The sequence below is a fragment of the Paraconexibacter sp. AEG42_29 genome (assembly GCF_040581415.1).
Lineage (GTDB): Bacteria > Actinomycetota > Thermoleophilia > Solirubrobacterales > Solirubrobacteraceae > Paraconexibacter.
Genome location: NZ_CP114014.1, coordinates 3,619,289 through 3,635,796, shown reverse-complemented (window position 1 = coordinate 3,635,796; position 16,508 = coordinate 3,619,289). Strand labels below are relative to the sequence as shown.

General features: G+C 73.5%; 15 protein-coding genes. 6 read left to right on the top strand and 9 right to left on the bottom strand.

Going from position 1 to position 16,508, the window contains the following annotated elements; translation table 11 throughout:
- Positions 1-215 precede the first annotated feature (215 nt).
- The 6 genes from moeB (at position 216) to DSM112329_RS17600 (ending at position 4,112) form a co-directional block, all read left to right on the top strand.
- Complete coding sequence (gene moeB, locus DSM112329_RS17625) at positions 216-1,397, top strand: molybdopterin-synthase adenylyltransferase MoeB (protein WP_354697864.1); 1,182 nt, start codon at positions 216-218, stop codon at positions 1,395-1,397.
- Between the two features lie 72 nt (positions 1,398-1,469).
- The gene (locus DSM112329_RS17620) at positions 1,470-1,745 is read left to right on the top strand and encodes a ubiquitin-like small modifier protein 1 (RefSeq protein WP_354697863.1); all 276 of its coding nucleotides are present in this window, start codon (positions 1,470-1,472) and stop codon (positions 1,743-1,745) included.
- A gap of 107 nt (positions 1,746-1,852) precedes the next feature.
- The gene (locus tag DSM112329_RS17615; protein ID WP_354697862.1) at positions 1,853-2,827 is read left to right on the top strand and encodes a cysteine synthase family protein; all 975 of its coding nucleotides are present in this window, start codon (positions 1,853-1,855) and stop codon (positions 2,825-2,827) included.
- Between the two features lie 97 nt (positions 2,828-2,924).
- A complete protein-coding gene (locus DSM112329_RS17610) occupies positions 2,925-3,113 on the top strand; it encodes a twin-arginine translocase TatA/TatE family subunit (RefSeq protein ID WP_354697861.1) in 189 nt (62 codons plus the stop codon).
- A 67-nt stretch (positions 3,114-3,180) separates the two neighbouring features.
- Entirely contained in the window at positions 3,181-3,582 is a 402-nt protein-coding gene (locus tag DSM112329_RS17605) for a M67 family metallopeptidase (protein ID WP_354697860.1), read from the top strand.
- Between the two features lie 77 nt (positions 3,583-3,659).
- Entirely contained in the window at positions 3,660-4,112 is a 453-nt protein-coding gene (locus tag DSM112329_RS17600; protein WP_354697859.1) for a hypothetical protein, read from the top strand.
- A 15-nt stretch (positions 4,113-4,127) separates the two neighbouring features.
- Here DSM112329_RS17600 and DSM112329_RS17595 read toward each other — a convergent pair whose 3' ends face one another.
- From DSM112329_RS17595 to DSM112329_RS17555, 9 genes are all read right to left on the bottom strand, one after another.
- Positions 4,128-4,883 carry a hypothetical protein gene (locus DSM112329_RS17595; protein WP_354697858.1) on the bottom strand — a complete coding sequence of 252 codons (756 nt, stop codon included), beginning with the start codon at positions 4,881-4,883 and terminating at the stop codon, positions 4,128-4,130.
- A 76-nt stretch (positions 4,884-4,959) separates the two neighbouring features.
- Positions 4,960-5,592 (bottom strand): DUF1802 family protein, encoded by a 633-nt coding sequence (locus tag DSM112329_RS17590; RefSeq protein WP_354697857.1) that lies wholly within the window; start codon positions 5,590-5,592, stop codon positions 4,960-4,962.
- Between the two features lie 218 nt (positions 5,593-5,810).
- The gene (locus DSM112329_RS17585; protein ID WP_354697856.1) at positions 5,811-6,707 is read right to left on the bottom strand and encodes an NAD(P)-dependent oxidoreductase; all 897 of its coding nucleotides are present in this window, start codon (positions 6,705-6,707) and stop codon (positions 5,811-5,813) included.
- A 21-nt stretch (positions 6,708-6,728) separates the two neighbouring features.
- Positions 6,729-10,058 (bottom strand): AAA family ATPase, encoded by a 3,330-nt coding sequence (locus DSM112329_RS17580; RefSeq protein WP_354697855.1) that lies wholly within the window; start codon positions 10,056-10,058, stop codon positions 6,729-6,731.
- A gap of 260 nt (positions 10,059-10,318) precedes the next feature.
- A complete protein-coding gene (locus tag DSM112329_RS17575) occupies positions 10,319-10,888 on the bottom strand; it encodes a TIGR00730 family Rossman fold protein (protein WP_354697854.1) in 570 nt (189 codons plus the stop codon).
- Positions 10,885-12,408 carry a hydantoinase B/oxoprolinase family protein gene (locus tag DSM112329_RS17570; RefSeq protein ID WP_354697853.1) on the bottom strand — a complete coding sequence of 508 codons (1,524 nt, stop codon included), beginning with the start codon at positions 12,406-12,408 and terminating at the stop codon, positions 10,885-10,887. The genes DSM112329_RS17575 and DSM112329_RS17570 overlap by 4 nt, the downstream gene beginning before the upstream one ends.
- Entirely contained in the window at positions 12,405-14,357 is a 1,953-nt protein-coding gene (locus DSM112329_RS17565; RefSeq protein ID WP_354702492.1) for a hydantoinase/oxoprolinase family protein, read from the bottom strand. Before DSM112329_RS17565 ends, DSM112329_RS17570 begins: the two co-directional genes overlap by 4 nt.
- Positions 14,358-14,452: 95 nt before the next feature.
- Positions 14,453-14,884, bottom strand: coding sequence for a hypothetical protein (locus DSM112329_RS17560; RefSeq protein ID WP_354697852.1), 432 nt, complete (start codon positions 14,882-14,884; stop codon positions 14,453-14,455).
- 183 nt (positions 14,885-15,067) lie between these two features.
- Positions 15,068-16,495 carry an FAD-binding protein gene (locus tag DSM112329_RS17555; RefSeq protein WP_354697851.1) on the bottom strand — a complete coding sequence of 476 codons (1,428 nt, stop codon included), beginning with the start codon at positions 16,493-16,495 and terminating at the stop codon, positions 15,068-15,070.
- Positions 16,496-16,508: the final 13 nt, after the last annotated feature.

Here is a 16,508-nt window from a genome sequence, read left to right as displayed (position 1 = left end):
CCTCCCCGCCGCACACCACCCCGGCGGCGGGGAAATCCTCCGGAATCAGTGCCTGGACCGCACCTGAGTTCACCCGCCGTACCTATTGCGCAGAACCCCGGCCCCCGGCCGGCGCCACCCACGGGAAGGCGCTGTCCGGGGGCCTTCTGCGTTCCCGCTCACGAGGTCGCTATATTTTGTGAAGTAAACCCGAGCAAGATTCAGGTGATTCCCCAGTGAGCCCGTCCGGCGCAGAGTTCCTCAAGCAGGTCAAGAGCGGTATCAGCGAGGTCGACCCGTCCGAGGTCAACCAGCTGATCCACGAAGGCGTCGTCGTGGTCGACGTGCGCGAGACCGAGGAGGTCACCGCCGGCAAGCTGCCCGGGGCCGCCCACATCCCGCGCGGGTTCCTCGAGTCCCGCATCGAGTCGGTCGCCCCCGACCGCGACCAGCGCGTGATCCTCTACTGCGCGTCCGGCAACCGGTCCGCGTTCGCCGCGAACACCCTGGTCCGCGACATGGGCTACGAGCACGTCGACTCCATGACCGGCGGCTACACGCTGTGGAAGGACCGCGGCTACGAGGTCGAGGTGCCGTTCGCGTTCAAGCCGGAGCAGCGCCAGCGCTACAGCCGCCACTTCCTGCTCCCCGAGGTGGGCGAGGAGGGCCAGCGCAAGCTGCTCGAGGCCAAGGTCCTGCTGCTCGGCGCCGGCGGCCTCGGCTCGCCGACCGCGCTGTACCTGGCCGCGGCGGGCGTCGGGACGCTCGGCATCGTCGACGACGATGTGGTCGACGTCTCCAACCTGCAGCGCCAGGTCATCCACCGCACCGACACCGTCGACCTGCCGAAGGTCGACTCCGCGGAGCAGGCGATCAACGCGCTGAACCCGGACGTGACGGTCAAGAAGTACGAGACCCGCCTGGACGCCTCCAACATCATGGAGATCATCGCCGGCTACGACATCATCGTCGACGGCGTCGACAACTTCCCGACGCGCTACCTGCTCAACGACGCGTCCGTGCGGCTGAAGATCCCGGTCGTCAGCGCGGCGATCCTCGGCTTCGAGGGCCAGCTCAGCATCTTCGCCCCGTACGAGGGCCCGTGCTACCGCTGCCTCTTCCGCGTCCCGCCGCCGGCCGAGCTCGCGCCGTCCTGCGGTGCGAACGGCGTCCTCGGCGTGCTCCCGGGCACGATGGGCCTGCTGCAGGCCACGGAGGTCGTGAAGCTCATCATCGGCGCCGGCTCGCCGCTGATCGGCCGCCTGCTCATGTACGACGCGCTGGACGCGACGACCAACGAGGTCAAGGTCCGCCGCGACCCCGAGTGCCCGGTGTGCTCACGCGACCCGGAGTCGATCTCGGACGACGAGATGGGCGTGTTCCCGGACTACGAGGCGTTCTGCGCCGCAGCCGGTTAGTTTCCCGGCGGCGCCGCCCGGCGCCGCCGTCCTTTCTCTCTCGAACCACCCTCCCGAGGACCAGCAACCACCATGGCCACCATCCGCATTCCCCCCGTCCTGCGCCCGTCCGTCGGCGGCGAGCGTGAGGTGACGGCCGAGGGCGACACGATCGAGGCCGTCCTGCGGTCGCTGACCAGCCAGCACCCCGAGACCGAGGGCCAGCTGTTCGGGGACGACGGCGACCTCAACAAGTACGTCAACGTCTACCTCAACGACGAGGACGTCCGCGTGCTCGACGGGCTGCAGACCACGGTCGGCGCCAGCGACTCGCTGACGATCCTGCCGGCCATGGCCGGCGGGCGCTGAGCGCCGTCGCGCGTTCGACGCCCCGACCCCGTCGGGGCGTCACGTTCACCGGATCCTCACCGGATCCATGCGTAGCTCGCAGGGTCCCTGGCTACACTTTGTGAAGTATGGGTTCTCTCCCGCTCCAGAACCGTCCCTGCGGTGGTCGCTACGGCGACATCGTGCAGGCGATCGGTAACACCCCGCTCGTCGAGCTCAAGCGCCTGTCGCCGAAGCCCGGGGTCCGGATCTGGGCCAAGCTCGAGTCGCACAACCCGACGGGCTCCGTCAAGGACCGCGTCGCGCGTGCGCTGATCGAGGACGCCGAGGAGAAGGGCATGATCGGTCCGGGGACCGTCATCCTCGAGCCGACCTCCGGCAACACCGGCATCTCGCTCGCGATGATCTGCAGCCGCAAGGGCTACAAGCTGCGGGTCGTCATGCCGGACAACGTCACGCAGGAGCGCACGCAGCTGCTGAAGATGTACGGCGCCGAGATCGTGTACTCGCCCGGCAACCAGGGCTCCAACGGCGCGGTCGCGATGGCGCAGGAGCTCGCGGCGGCGGACCCCACGCTGTACATGCCCTACCAGTACGGCAACCCGGCGAACCCGCTCGCGCACTACAACGGCACGGCGGTCGAGATCCTCGACGAGCTCGATGGCCAGGTGGACGCGTTCGTCGCGGGCCTGGGGACCGGTGGCACGCTGATGGGCAACGGCCGGCGCTTCAAGGAGGAGCTCGGCGACCGCGTCAAGATCGTCGCCGCCGAGCCCATGCAGGGCGAGCCCGTTCAGGGGCTGCGCTCCCTCGACGACGGCTTCATCCCGCCGATCATCGACCTCAGCGTCCTGGACCGCAAGATCTTCGTCACGAACCACGACGCCATCGTCTGGACGCGGAAGCTGCTCGACGAGGAGGGCGTCTTCGCCGGCGTCTCCAGCGGCGCCATCGCCTCGATCGCCGTGCGCATGGCGAACGAGATGGACGAGGGCAACATCGTCTTCATCGTGTGCGACGACGGCTGGAAGTACCTCAGCTCCGGCGTCTACACGCTGCCGGTCGAGGAAGTCGAGAACCTGGACTCCACCATCTGGTGGTAGTGACCCAGTTTGGCGCGACTTGCGTTAACACTGGAGAAGCCTCTCGCGCCTACCACCTGTAGGCGCGTTCCCGAATCGAACAGAAGGTTGTGACGCAATGCCGAACATCGGCCCCATGGAACTGATCATCGTCCTCGCGATCGCCCTGATCGTGCTCGGTCCCAAGAAGCTCCCCGAGGTCGGCCGCTCCGTCGGCAAGGGCATGCGCGAGTTCAAGGAAGCCGTCAGCGGCGGCGGCGACGACGACCGCGAAGAGCGCGCCTCGCTGAGCAAGTCCGCGGAGTAGCACCCGCAGTCCTGGGCCCCGTGCCTGACACGGTGGCCCGCACGGGGCTCGCGCTAGGTTCAAGAGCGTGAAGATCGACCAGTCGCAGCTCCAGACCGTCATCGACCACGCGCTGCGTGAGGCGCCGAACGAGTGCTGCGGGATGCTGTCCGTCAAGGACGGGACCGTGGACCGCGTGTTCGTCCTCGAGAACGCCACGCCGAGCCCCTTCCGCTTCGAGATCGACCCGAAGGTCCTCCGCGACACGTACACGGAGATCGACGACGCCGGCGCGGACATGGTCATCTACCACTCGCACACGCGCTCGGACCCGATCCCGTCGCAGACCGACGTGAACTTCGGCCGCAACTGGCCGGGGGTCGAGTGGCTGATCGTCGGCACCAAGGGCGAGGTCACCTACCGCAGCTGGCTGATCAGCGCAGGCGGCGACGTGGACGAGGTCCCGGTCGAGGTCACCGGCGGGTCGTGACTCCTGAGGCGCCGCTGGTCTGCCCGGGGTGCAGCCGCCCGGGGCCGGCCGGCGAGCGGTTCTGCCCCTCGTGCGGTATGCCGCTCGTGTTCGCGGGCCTGGACGAGGGCGACGTCCGCCTGTCGCCCGCGCAGGAACGGGCCAGGAAGGTCAAGAAGCAGTATCTGGACGGCGACCTCACACGGGTGGCCACGGCGTTCAACCAGGTCGAGGCCGAGATGATGCAGATGCTCCTGCTCGACGAGGGCGTGCCTTCGATGCTGCGGCGGACCCAGGGGTTCGACGTCCCCGACATGCTCGCCGCGGGGCCGCGCGACGTCATGGTCCCCGCGAGCGGCGCGCTCGTGGCGCGCGAGGTCCTGGGAACCGTTGCCGCTGCGGTGGCTGCCGCTGCCGCCGATTCGGACGAGGACGATGCGCCCGCGGAGGAGACGCCGTCGGCACCGGCCGGCCGGGCCGTCGCCTGGCTGCTGCTTGCCGCCATCATCGTGCCGCTGGTGTTCTTCCTGGTGCTGGTCCTGAACCAGTAGGACCGGGCCGGTTGCCTACTGCTGACCGGCGATGCGGGCCAGGTGGGCGCGCCAGTCGCCACCCGTGCTGACGAGTGCCTGGCCGAACGCCTGCTCGAGGGCACGCTCGGGCTGGCCGTCGGGGAGCCGGCACGCAAGCTCGACGACGGCCGCCTCGCCGCGGACCTGCGCGAGCAGGTCCAGGACGCTGCCGCCGAGCAGCATGGCGTCCTTGACCGCCGGCGGGAACGACGGCTCGGCGCCCTCGCGCAGGCGACGCGCGATCGCCGGACGGGCGTGCACCGTCTGCCCGCCGAAGTACTGGCCGGCCCCCGCCCAGAGCCAGGCCCAGCGCAGCATCTGGCGCGTGGAGCGCGTCCGGAACGGCGGTGGCAGCTGGGGGTTGTTGGCGCCGACCACGACCTGCGCGTACAGCGCGGCGGGGGCCAGCAGCGCCATCTCTCGCGACCCCGGCACATTGGACGCGCGTGACTCGACATGGCGCGGGGCCAGGAGGTGGATGCCCTCGGAGGTGGGCCAGCCCACGACGTAGCGGCGCGCTGCCGGGTTCGTCAGCCGGACCACCGCGGCGAGCTCCGGCTGCGCGGCGTACAGCTGCGCGCGGGTCCCGTGCAGCACGACGTTGACGAGCTCCGGCACGACCGGGAACTGCCGCGCAAGGCGACGCCGGGTGCCTTCGAGCAGCTCGAGGACACCGACGACGTCGTCGCTGTCGGCCTCGTCGTGCCGCGCGGCGAAGTGCGGAGAGTCGGTCTCCTCCCAGGAGGTCATGGGAGGAGCATCAGGCGAAGGTCGTCACATCCGCGGGCGCACGCTCGGGGCCCGCGGAGTGACGGAAACAGCTGGGTCAGGCGTACGAGGGGATGTTGGCGCCCTCGCAGATGGCCTGGATCGTGGCCGAGGCGCCGGCGAACTCGTCGTCGTTGAGCACCGGGGTGCCCTCGAACGGGAGGTCACGGGTGATCTCGAGCCACGAACGACAGCCGCCGAACTCGTCACGGACCTTGACCGTCACGGGGCGCGGGATCCGGTACGTGCGAAGCAGCAGCACGTGCAGCGGCTCGCGGCGCTTCCAGGAGAGGCGCTTCTCGGCGTAGTCCGTGGTCCACACGTAGTACGGGGAGAGATCACAGACGATCCGGGGGTCCGAGACCGTGAAATGAGCGGCGACCTCGGCCCAGGCGCGGACGCGCACCCGGTCCGGCTGGGTGATCCCACCGTCACGCGTCAGAGCGTGCGCGGGCGGCTCACCGTCAGGCCAGACACCCTCTTCGAGCGCGCGGCGCATCTCGGGCATGTGGGACGCGCGCACGAGGTCGTTGCGCTGATGATCGAAGGTCGGATACAGGAAGAATCGGTCGTGCTGGAGCTCGAAGTGCTTGCCATCCTCGCGGATGCCACCCTTGCGGAGCGTCAGCAGCTGCTCGCCTTCGGCGAGCGCGCGAACGGTTACAGCCCATTCCTTGAAAGCAATTGGCATACGAAGTCGCTGAGTTAGGAGACAGAAAGGCCGGTTGGCGGCGACCGCGAGAAGCAGTCGGGGGCCCCGGACCTGTCACATTGTCGCAAACAATCGTGCGAACCCCAAAACTTCCCTGCAAATTGACGGTTTTTGCTTGTGCGTAGCTGGCGCGTAGGCGCTCGACCGGTGGGAGAAGGGGGCCACCCGTAGTGTGGACCGGCGGGCGAAGTCGAGGGTCAGAGGCGGATGCCGGCCAGCCCTTCGAGGGGCTCCAACAGCGCCGCGAAGTCCGCATCGGCCAGCCCGCGGCCCATGGCGGCGTTGAGCACCTCGCGCGCCGCCGCGGCCGCCGGGAAGCCGACGCCGGCGCGCTCACCCTCCTCGAGGCACAGCCGCACGTCCTTCAGCATGTGCTCGAGCTTGAACAGCGTCGAGTAGTCGTGCTCGCGCATCGGGCCCGCTTTGAGGTTCAGCATGGTGCTGCCGCCGGAGCCGGCGCCCATCACCTGCACGAGCGCGTCCAGGTCGGCGCCCGTGGCCTTCGCGACGAGGAGCGCCTGGGCGAGGGCGGTCGCGTTCGCCGCCGCGACCGCGTTGTTGATGAGCTTCACCATCTGCCCCTGGCCGACGCCCCCGACGTGCAGGACGAGCGCACCCATGACGTCGAGGAGCGGCCGCACGCGGTCGAAGTCCGCCTCCGCGCCGCCGGCCATGATCGTCAGCGTCCCGTCGGCTGCCTTGGGTGAGGACCCGGTCACCGGCGCGTCCATGAAGCTCCAGCCGGTCGCCTCGATGACCGTGGCCGCGGCACGGGCGCTCTCCGGCCCGATCGTGGACATGTCGACGAGCAGGCGTCCGGCGCCCTCGCCGCCGTCCGCGGCGAGTCCCTCCGCCAGCGCGAGGACCTGCTGCCCGTCGACGACCATCGCGAGGACGATCTCGGCGCCGTCCGCGGCACTGGCCGGGGTGTCGTGGACGGTGGGCACGGGGTGGTCACCGGCCGGGAGGTCCACGGCCCAGGCGGCCGCCTTGCCCTCGGTCCGCGTCCAGACGGACAGCTCGTGGCCGGCGGCGACGAGGTTCGCGGCCATCCGCGACCCCATGATCCCCAGGCCCAGGAAGGCGACTCTCATGGGGCCCATCGTACGCCGGAGTCAGCCGTCGGCCAGGCCCAGGCGGTGCGCGACCGCTGCCGCCTCCGTTCGGCTGCGGACGTCGAGCTTGGCCAGGATGCGCGAGACGTGGACGCTCGCCGTCTTCTCGGCCATGTACAGGCGCGCGCCGACCTCCCGGTTCGTCGCGCCCCCGGCCACCAGTGCCAGGACCTGCCGCTCGCGGGCCGTGAGGTCGAACGGGTCGGTCGCGGCGGTGGCGCGGCCGTCCGGCACCGGGCGTGTGGCGCCGTCAGCACCACCGGCCCCGGATCCGGTGCGTGCCGCCGCGCGGCCGTCCGCGCCCGCGGTTGCCGGGGTCGGCCGGCCCTGCGCGCCCGTGTCCGGCGGCGGACCGTCGACTCCAGACGTGCTTCCGTCCTGCGACGCGCCCCCGACCCGCGATGTGCCGCGGTCCCGCGGCGCGCCGCCGTCCCCACCAGTCGTGCCGTCGCCCGCCGGCGGGCGAACGGACGACGGCGGAGCGGCCGCGCCGGAGGGAGCCGGCGTGCGGTCGGGGACGGAGGACAGGGCGGGGCGATCCGGGGGCGGGGCCGGGAGTCGCAGGCGCGCGCGGGCGGCCAGCGCGGTGACCTCGGCCGCGAGCCAGTCGGCCCCGAGGTCGCGCGCGGCGGCCACCGCGGACGCCGCGACGGGGGTGGCGGCGTCCCGGTCCCCGGCCAGCACGTGGGCCTCGGCCAGGCGCCAGCGCGCCTGCGCAGCGGCGTAAGGCCGGTCCAGCGCGAGCCACGCGTCTGCGGCGGCACCCCACGCCGCCGGATCCGGCTTGCCCGCCGCGCGGGAGCGCTCGGCCACGGCAGTGGTGCGGTGCGCCTGTTCGACGGGACGTGCGGGGCTCGCGGCATCATCGGCCGGGGCGTCGTAGTCGTCGTCCAGAGCGCTCTCGTCCGTGGCGCAGCCGGCCTCCACGCGGGTCATCAGCAGATCCGCCCGCTGCAGCGCGTCGACCGCGCCGTCCGCGTCGCCGAGATCGCGCGCACGCTGCGCGATGTCGGCCTCGACGCGGACACCCGCCGCGGCGAGCGCCACGATGCGCACCACGTCCTCGGTGCAGAACTCGATCGCGTCCAGGCCGTCCTCGACGCGCGCGCGGGCCTCCTCGAACGCGCCCGTCCGCGTGGCGAGGGTCGCCCGCAGCGCCGCCAGGACGCCCACGAACTGCGGTTCGCGCGACCCCTCAGCCGCTCGCGCGGCCCGGCGCAGGCTGTCGCGGGCGCCCTCATCGTCGCCGCGGCCCAGCGCGAGCTCCGACTGGCGCAGCAGCAGGTTCACGAGCGTCGTGCCCTGGTGGCGGCGGCCGATCCGCTCCAGGGCGTCCGCCGCCGCCGCCCAGTCACCCGTCTCGATCTGGAACTCGGCGAGCGCGGTCAGCAGCCACGGGTCGTCCCGCCCGACCGTCCGCCGGACGTGGTCGTCGGCGGCGCTGACGACGTCGATGGCCTCGCCGGACCGGCCCGAGAGGTGCAGGATGTCCGCCAGGTTCACGCTCGCGACCGCGTAGTCCAGCGGCTCGCCGCTCTCGAGCGCGATGGTCTGCGCCTCGCGCAGCACGGCGACCCCGGCGTCGAGGTCGCCGAGCGCCATGAGCGCGACCCCGAGCGAGTTCATCGCCCGCCCCTCGGGCCGCCGCGCGTCGCTCGCCCGGGCGAAGTCGCAGGCGTCCTGCGCGACCTGCGCCGCCTTCTGGAAGCGGCCCATCAACATCAGGAACTTGGCCTTCGTGGCCAGCCGCCACGCCCGCTCGACCGACGGGCCGTCCGGCAGCAGGGCCAGCGACCGGTCCAGCGTGTCGAGGCTCTCGTCCTGGCGGTTCAGCGACCAGCGCACCTTCGCGAGGCGCTCCAGGACACCCGACCGGACCAGTGGCGACTCCCCCGCGTCCTCGGCGAGCTTCAGGGCGCGCTCGACCAGCGTCTCGGAGCGTGCGCGGTCCCCGTCGGCGTCGTGAGCCTCGGCGGCCCGCTCCAGCAGCGCGACCTGGGTGCAGCCGGTCAGCGCGGCCGGGTCCGGGACGCGGTCCCACAGCTCCAGCGCGCGCTCGAGCAGCGTTGCCGCCTCGCCGTACGCGTGGACGGCCTCGGCCTGGGTCGCCGCCCGCACGGAGGCGGTCAGCGCGCGGGGCTGGTCGCCGGCCGCGTCGTAGTGGTGCGCCACCGCTGCCGTCCGGTGGACCCCGCCGCTCGCCGGCGTCAGCGTCTCCAGGGCGCCCGCCAGCCGCAGGTGCAGATCCGCGCGCTCGCCGGGGAGCAGGTCGTCGCCGACGGCTTCGCGCAGCAGCGCGTGACGGAAGCCGTACCGGTCCTCCTCGTCGACGGCGAGGATGTGCGCGCCGACGGCCTCGCGGAGGGCGTCGCGAAGCGCGCGGCCCTCGACGGCGGCGGTCGCGGCCAGCGTCGCGTGATCGATGGTCCTGGCCACCGCGACGAGCCGGAGCAGCTCCTGTGCATCGTCGCTCAGCCGCTGCATGCGGACGGTCAGCGCGTCGCGCAGGGTGGGCGGGACCGCGCCGCGCCCGTCCAGGCCGGCGGCCAGGAGCTCCTCGGCGAACAACGGGTTGCCGTCGCTGCGCCGGTGCAGGCGGTCGACGAGCTGCGGGTCGGGGTCGGCGCCCAGGATGTCGCCGAGCTGCGTGGACAGCTCGTCGCGGGTGAACGGCTCGAGCGTCACCCGCCGCGCCCGTGGGTCGCGCTCGAGCTCCGCCAGCAGCGGCAGCAGCGGGTGACGCCGGTGCAGCTCGTCCGGCCGGTAGCTGGCCACGAGCAGCAGCCGTTCACGGCAGACGTTCGCGCTGAGGAAGCGCAGGAACGCGCGGGTCGAGGAGTCCGCCCAGTGGAGGTCCTCGATGGTCAGGACGACCGCGCCGCCGGTCGCGAGCCGGTCGACCAGCTCCAGCAGCCCCTCGAAGACGCGGCTCTGCGCGGACGGGTCGGCCGGCGCGCGCCAGGTGGCCTCGCCGCCGGCGGTCGAGAGGGCGGGGACGAGCGTGGCGAGCGCGTCGCGGGCGGACGGGCTGAGCTCGTCCAGGACGGGGTCCTCGGCGCGCGCCAGCGGCCGGAGCGCGCTCACCAGCGGGGCGTAGGGGAGCTCGCCCTCGCCGAGGCGGACGCAGTCGCCGCCGATCGACCGGACGCCGTGCTGCGCGCGGGCGTGGTCGTGGAGCTCGTCCAGCAGGCGGGTCTTGCCGAGGCCGGGCTCACCCGCCACGAACACGAGCGACGGTCGCCCCGCCGCTGCGTCGCCGAGCGCCGCTTGCAGCTCGGCGAGCTGCGCCGCTCGTCCCACGAACGCCCTGGCGGTCATCCGCGTCGCCATCGCCCCAGTATCGCGCGACGGTGTCGCGGAGGAAAGCGCGGCGACGGGTGACGGGGCCGGCGGCGGCGCGGAGGGCGTCGTCGACACGGGCTGCGGCGAGGTGGCGGTGAAGGTCGGAATGCACGGGATCTGGCTCCAGTCGGGTCGTGGTGAGGACACGACTGCATGCTCCTCGCGCGGCGCTCGGCGCACATCGGCACAACGGAGCGTCCTGAGGCGCGTCGTGCCTTACCTGGCGGCGCTCCCGCCTCACCGACCCCTTACTCCGGAGCCGGCGGCACTGAGGCCTCCTGGAGCTGCGCCAGCAGACCGCCTGCGGACGTGTCCTCGCGCAGCATCGCGCGGGTCCGCTGCGGCATGAACCCGTGGGCCACCAGGTGGTCGAGCAGGCCGGTGAACGGCGCCCAGAATCCGTCGACGTCCAGCAGGCCCATCGGTCGCGGGACGAGGTTCAGCTGCCACCACGTCATCGCCTCGACGAGCTCCTCGAGCGTGCCGATCCCGCCGGGCAGGGCGATGAACGCGTCGGCACGCTCGGCCATCAGCGTCTTGCGCTCGTGCATCGAGCCGACGACGTGCAGGTGCGTCACGCCACGGTGCGTCGCCTCCCGGGCGTCCAGGAAGTCCGGGATGATCCCGGTGACCTCGCCGCCGGCCGCCAGCGTCGCGTCGGCCAGCGCGCCCATCAGCCCGGCGCGCCCGCCGCCGTAGACCACGCCGATGCCGGACGCGGCGAGCGTCCGCCCCAGGTCGGCGGCCGCGGCGACGTAGGCCGGGGAGGGGCCGGGGCTCGACGCGGCGTAGACGCAGATGCGGCGCAGATCGGTCACGGCGGGGGACGATAGAGCCCGTGGCCGCCGCCGCCCGGGGTCTCCTGCCGCAGGCGGTCACCGGGGCGCAGCGTCCCCGTGGCCTTGCCGCCGACGTCCTCGACGGTGCCGTCCGCCCGGATCACCAGCGTGCGGCCCGCCGCGCCCGGCTCGCCGCCTTCTGCGCCGCGTGGCCGGTGGCGGCGTCGCTCGCCGATGACGCTGTACGTGAGCTCCTCGAGCGCCTCGATCTCGCGCACGACCCCGTCCCCGCCGGTGTGGGCACCGCGGCCGCCGCTGCCGCGCCGCAGCGCGTACTCGGTGACGCGCAGCGGGAACTCGAGCTCGAGGGCCTCGACCGGGGTGTTGCGCGTGTTCGACATGGCGACGTGGACGCCGGACGGTCCGTCCGCGGCGTCGCTCGCGCCCTGTCCGCCGCCGACCGTCTCGTAGTACGTGAACGTCTCGTCCCCGAGCGTGAGGGAGTTCATCGTCCCCTGGCCGAGCGCCTGCCCGAACGCGGCGAGGACGAGGTCGGCGACGCGGCTGGACGTCTCCACGTTGCCGGCCGCGACGGCCGCCGGCGCCCGCGCGTTCAGCAGCGTGCCCTCCGGGACGCTCACGTGCAACGGGCGCAGGACGCCGGCGCACGGCGGGATGTCGGGGTCGGTCAGGACGCGCAGCGCCAGCAGGCAGGCCGAGACCGTGACGGCGAGCGGGCAGTTCAGGTTGCCCGGGTCCTGGGCGCTGGACCCGGCGAAATCGAGCCGCAGCTCGTCGCCGGCGACGGTGGCGCGCAGCCGCAGCTCGAGGTCGTCACCGGTACGTCCTTCCAGGACGTCGACCGCGCGCCGCTCGCCGTCGGGCAGCGCGGCCAGGCAGGCACGGGTCCGGCGCTCGGCGTAGTCCTGCACCGCGTCCGTGACCGCCTGCAGCTCGGCCGCGCCCACCCGCGCGGCGAGCTCCCGCAGGCGCGCGGCGCCGGCGCGGTTGGCCGCGAGCTGGGCGGCGAGGTCGGCGTGCCGCTGCGCCGGTTGGCGCATGCGGCCGGCGAGCTCGTCGATGAGCGTGGGGGTGAGGCGGGTCGGCGGGATCACGACACCCTCCTCGGCGAGCGTCGTCGAGTCGGCCGGCATCGACCCGGGGACGCGGGCTCCGACGTCGGCGTGGTGCGCGCGGGTGGCGGCGAAGCCGAGCAGGACCACGTCGTCGTCGCCCGAGTAAACCGGCGTGACGACGGTGATGTCGGGCAGGTGCGTGCCGCCGGCGAACGGGTCGTTGAGGATCCAGGAGACGCCGGGCGCCTGCTCGTGCTCCAGGATCGCCGCGACCGAGGCGGGCATCGCGCCGAGGTGCACCGGGATGTGCTCGGCCTGCATGACCATCTGGCCGGCTGGATCGAACAGGGCGGTGGAGCAGTCGTGACGCTCCTTGATGTTCGCCGAGTGGGCGGCGCGGATCAGGACCGCGCCCATCTCCTGGCAGGCGGCGCGCAGCGCGCCGACCGTGACCTGCAGGGTGATCGGGTCCACGGCGCTCATCCGTCCGTCTCCAGCTCGGCGATCAGCCAGCCGCCGGTGTCGGTGGTGATGGTCCATCCGGGCCGCAGGGCGAACGTCGCGCCCGGGAGGCGGACGGTCTGCGGCCCGGATGTGCCGGTCGCGTCGGGTGCCGTGGGTTCGCCGGTGGCGAGGGTCACTCCCGGTCCGGGGTGGCGGACGGTCCGCCGCACCGTCACGACCTCGACAGCGGCGTCGGCGGCCGGGACGAAGCCGTAGCGCTCCTCGTGGCCCGCCCGCAGCGCGGCGCGGATCGTGTCCGGCTCGGCCGGGATCCCTTCGAGCGCGAGCTCGTGCGACTGGCCGGCGAAGCGGGCCTCCCACGTGACCTCGACCGTCGTGCCGCCGCTGTCGTCCTCCTCGTCGCGCGGCGCCTCGGCGCCGTCCGCCTCGGCGTCGTCTGCGTCGCCGGCGGCTGCAGCCGCGAGCGCCGCCGCGGTCAGGGCGTCCCCGCGCAGCATCACGGTGCGGACGTCGTCGCGACGGCGGTCGGCTGCCGCGAGACCGAGCGCGCTCAGCACCCCGGCGGCGGCGGGGATCATGACGCGCCGCATGCCGAGCGCCTCCGCGAGCGCGCAGGCGTGCAGCCCGCCGCCGCCGCCGAACGCGAGCAGCGTGAAGCCGCGTGGATCCACGCCCTGCTGCACGGTCATGACGCGCAGCGCGCCGAGCATCTCCGCGTCCGCGACGGCGACGATCCCCGCCGCGACCTCGTCGACGGTCTCCAGCCCGAGCGGCTCGCATAGGGACCAGACCGCACGCCGAGCCGCCTCCGTGTCGACCGGGATCCCGCCGGGCAGCTCGCCGCTGACCGACCCCAGGACGGCGTGCGCGTCGGTCACGGTCGGGTCGCTGCCCCCATGGCCGAAGCACGCCGGCCCCGGGCGGGCACCGGCGCTGCGCGGACCCACCCGCAGCGCGCCGCCCGCGTCGACCCAGGCGATCGAACCGCCGCCGGCGCCGACCGTGTGGATGTCGACCATCGGCAGCGCCAGCGCGCGCCCGCCGACCTCACGACCTGCGGCCTGGCGCACCCGGCCGTCCTGCACGACGCAGACGTCGCAGGACGTCCCGCCCATGTCGAAGCACACGAGATCCTGCAGGCCGCTCTCCCGCGCCAGCAGCTGCGCCGCGGCGGCACCTCCGGCCGGTCCGCTGAGGACCGTGAAGGCCGCGTGGGCCGCCGCGGTGTCCGCGCCCGTGAGCCCGCCGCTGGACTGCATGATGAGCGGCTCGGGGAGGCCGGCCTCGGCCGCACGGGTCAGCAGCGACCGCAGGTACCGCGCGAGCAGGGGGGAGAGCGCCGCGTCGACCTCGGTCGTCGCGAAGCGCTCCGCCTCGCGGAACGTCCCGACGACCTCGTGCGAGAGCGAGAGGTGCACGTCGTCGCCCAGACGCGCTCGCAGCGCGTCGCCGAGCCGGCGCTCGTGGTCCGGGTGCCGGTCGGCGTGGAGCAAGCAGACGGCGACCGACTCGACGTCGAGCGCGGCCACGGCGTCGGCCACCGCGGCGGCGTCGGCGTCGGACAGGCTGCGCAGGACGGTCCCTCCGGCGTCCATCCGCTCGGGGACCGGGACGCGCCGCTCGGGCGGGACGAGCGGCGCGGGGGCCGCCGCCTGCAGCCGGTACAGCTCCGGGCGGGCCTGGCGACCGAGGGCGACCACGTCGGTGAAGCCCTCTGTCGCGACGAACGCGGTGCGCGCGCTACGGCCCTCCAGCAGGGCGTTGGTCGCCACGGTCATCCCGTGGGCGAACGTCGCCACGTCGGCCGGCCGGGCGCCGCCGGCGGCGGCGAGGACGGCGCGGATCGCGGCGAGGACGCCGGCCGACTGGTCCTCGGGCGTGCTCGGCGCCTTCGCCGTCCAGACGCGGCCGTCGGCGACGAGCACCGCGTCCGTGAAGGTCCCGCCGACGTCGACTCCGAGCAGCATCAAGGTGCAGCCAGGCTATTCGGCGTCGCGGTGCGACCCCGGCAGCATCGGTCGGGCGCCGGCGTCCTGCCGGCGCCCTCGCATCGTCGGGTGCGTCAGGCGGCGAGCGCCTGGACCTCGCACTGCTCGGTCTCGGCGAGGTGCTGGTGCGACGGGCAGTAGCCGTTGCGCGGCAGCGGCTCACGCTGGCAAGCGGTCCCGCGGCGTGTCGTGGCGCGGCACTGCAGCGGGTTGCCGTTCGCGTCGTAGCCGTGACGGGGCTGTCGCTGCAGCCACTCCTCGGCACAGGCGATGTAGCGCTCCACGACGAGCCACACACGAGCCTGTGCGTTCATCGGGAAGTATGGGCGGATGTCGTTGAACAGGGTCCGGGCCGGCTTAGCGAAGTAGTGCCGGTCGGTCGACAGTCGGTCCATGGTCGCTTCGCACGCCTTGAGCACGGCTTCGTGCCCGTTGCGCCCGGTGGCGTGCACGTCGGCGATGTCCTTCGCCAACTCTCGATAGATCGCGCGGCTGAACTGATACATGGAGTGACCCTCCTTCGTGGATTCTCTCTCCGAAGCCCCCTGCCCAGGCTTTTCCCAAGAAGGACTATCCCGGCCTCGTATAAACCCCCGAACACGCGCAGTGTTGAGTTGAGGTTAAGCAGGCGGCCGCGACCCTCCGGAGCGGACGCTCGGGGCGGGACGGCGGGACCGGCTGGGGGAGGGTCAGCTCCAGGGTTCGGCGACCGGGTCCAGCTCGCCGCGCACGATGGCGTGGCGGCCGTCCAGGGCCGGGTCCAGCTCGGGGAAGTCGCGACGGCGGTGGGAGCCACGCGTCTCCTCGCGCAGCAAAGCACAGCGCGCCACGAGGCGCGCCAGTGGGTGCGGGTCGTCGAGCAGCCGCTCGAGGCCCTCGCGGGTGCGCTCGATGCCGGCGTCGACCCAGAGCGCCTCCTGGGTGGCGCGGGACGGGCGCAAGATCGGGGCGGCCGCCGGGGGTGCGGAGGGCACGGCGGTCGGCTGGACCTCCTTCAGCCCCGCGAGGGCGGCGCGCCGTCCCCAGACGAAGCACTCGCTGAGCGAGTTTGACGCCAGGCGGTTCGCGCCGTGCAGTCCGGTGCAGGAGGACTCGCCGACCGCGTAGAGGCCGGGGATCGTTGTCGCGCCGTCGAGGTCGGCGACGATGCCGCCCATCACGTAGTGCGCCGCCGGCGCGACGGGGATGCGGGTGGTCGCCGGGTCCAGGCCCGACTCGCGCAGGGCCCCGACGACGTTCGGGAACTTGGCCATGTCCACCGAGCGCATGTCGAGCTCGACGGACGCCGTCCCCTGCTCGCGCATCTTCGCGTGGACGGCGCGGGAGACCTCGTCACGCGGCGCGAGCTCCTCGACGAACCGCTCTCCGGTGGCGTCGTGGAGGGTCGCGCCCTCACCGCGGATCGCCTCGGTGACGAGGAAGCCCTCGCGGCCCGGGATGCCGGTGACCGCGGTCGGGTGGAACTGGACGAACTCGAGGTCCGCGAGTGCGGCACCCGCGGCGTGCGCGAGCAGCATCCCGATGCCGAGCGAGCCCGGCGGGTTCGTGGTCCGCGCCCACATCGCAGCAGCCCCGCCGGTGGACAGGATGGTGGCGCGCGCCTGGATGGCGCGGCCGTCCTCGAGGACCGCGCCGACGCAGCGCCCGTCGGAGGTCCAGATCGCCGCGGCACGGGCCGGCTCCAGGATGGTGATGCGCGGGTCCTCGGCCACGACCGCGCTGAGCTGCCGGACGACCCGTCGCCCGGTGGCGCTGCCGCCGGCGTGGGCGACGCGGCGCCGGGTATGGCCGCCCTCCAGGCTCAGCGCCATGCGGCCGCGGCGGTCGGCGTCGAAACGCACGCCGAGGCGCTCGAGGTCGTCGACGGCGTGCGGCGCCTCGCGGACGAGGACGTTCGCCGCGCTTCGCCGCACGGCGCCGCGTCCGGCGGCCTCGGTGTCGGCGCGGTGGATGTCGGGGGAGTCGTCCGCGGCCAGCGCGGCGGCGAGCCCGCCCTGCGCCCAGTAGCTGGCCGTCTCGGCCAGCGGGGTGGCGGCGACGAGGATGACGCTGGCACCCTCCCGCGCCGCGGTGAGCGCCGCGTAGAGGCCCGCGCCGCCGGCCCCGATCACGAGCACGTCGGCGGTCAGC

Excerpts from the sequence above, each read along its gene's own strand:
- DSM112329_RS17620 (WP_354697863.1), top strand. The coding sequence starts at position 1,470 with ATGGCCACCATCCGCATTCCCCCCGTCCTGCGCCCGTCCGTCGGCGGC.
- DSM112329_RS17615 (WP_354697862.1), top strand. The coding sequence starts at position 1,853 with ATGGGTTCTCTCCCGCTCCAGAACCGTCCCTGCGGTGGTCGCTACGGC.
- DSM112329_RS17610 (WP_354697861.1), top strand. The coding sequence starts at position 2,925 with ATGCCGAACATCGGCCCCATGGAACTGATCATCGTCCTCGCGATCGCC.
- DSM112329_RS17600 (WP_354697859.1), top strand. The coding sequence starts at position 3,660 with ATGCCGCTCGTGTTCGCGGGCCTGGACGAGGGCGACGTCCGCCTGTCG.
- DSM112329_RS17595 (WP_354697858.1), bottom strand. The coding sequence starts at position 4,883 with ATGACCTCCTGGGAGGAGACCGACTCTCCGCACTTCGCCGCGCGGCAC.
- DSM112329_RS17590 (WP_354697857.1), bottom strand. The coding sequence starts at position 5,592 with ATGCCAATTGCTTTCAAGGAATGGGCTGTAACCGTTCGCGCGCTCGCC.
- DSM112329_RS17585 (WP_354697856.1), bottom strand. The coding sequence starts at position 6,707 with ATGAGAGTCGCCTTCCTGGGCCTGGGGATCATGGGGTCGCGGATGGCC.
- DSM112329_RS17580 (WP_354697855.1), bottom strand. The coding sequence starts at position 10,058 with ATGGCGACGCGGATGACCGCCAGGGCGTTCGTGGGACGAGCGGCGCAG.
- DSM112329_RS17570 (WP_354697853.1), bottom strand. The coding sequence starts at position 12,408 with ATGAGCGCCGTGGACCCGATCACCCTGCAGGTCACGGTCGGCGCGCTG.
- DSM112329_RS17565 (WP_354702492.1), bottom strand. The coding sequence starts at position 14,357 with ATGCTGCTCGGAGTCGACGTCGGCGGGACCTTCACGGACGCGGTGCTC.
- DSM112329_RS17560 (WP_354697852.1), bottom strand. The coding sequence starts at position 14,884 with ATGTATCAGTTCAGCCGCGCGATCTATCGAGAGTTGGCGAAGGACATC.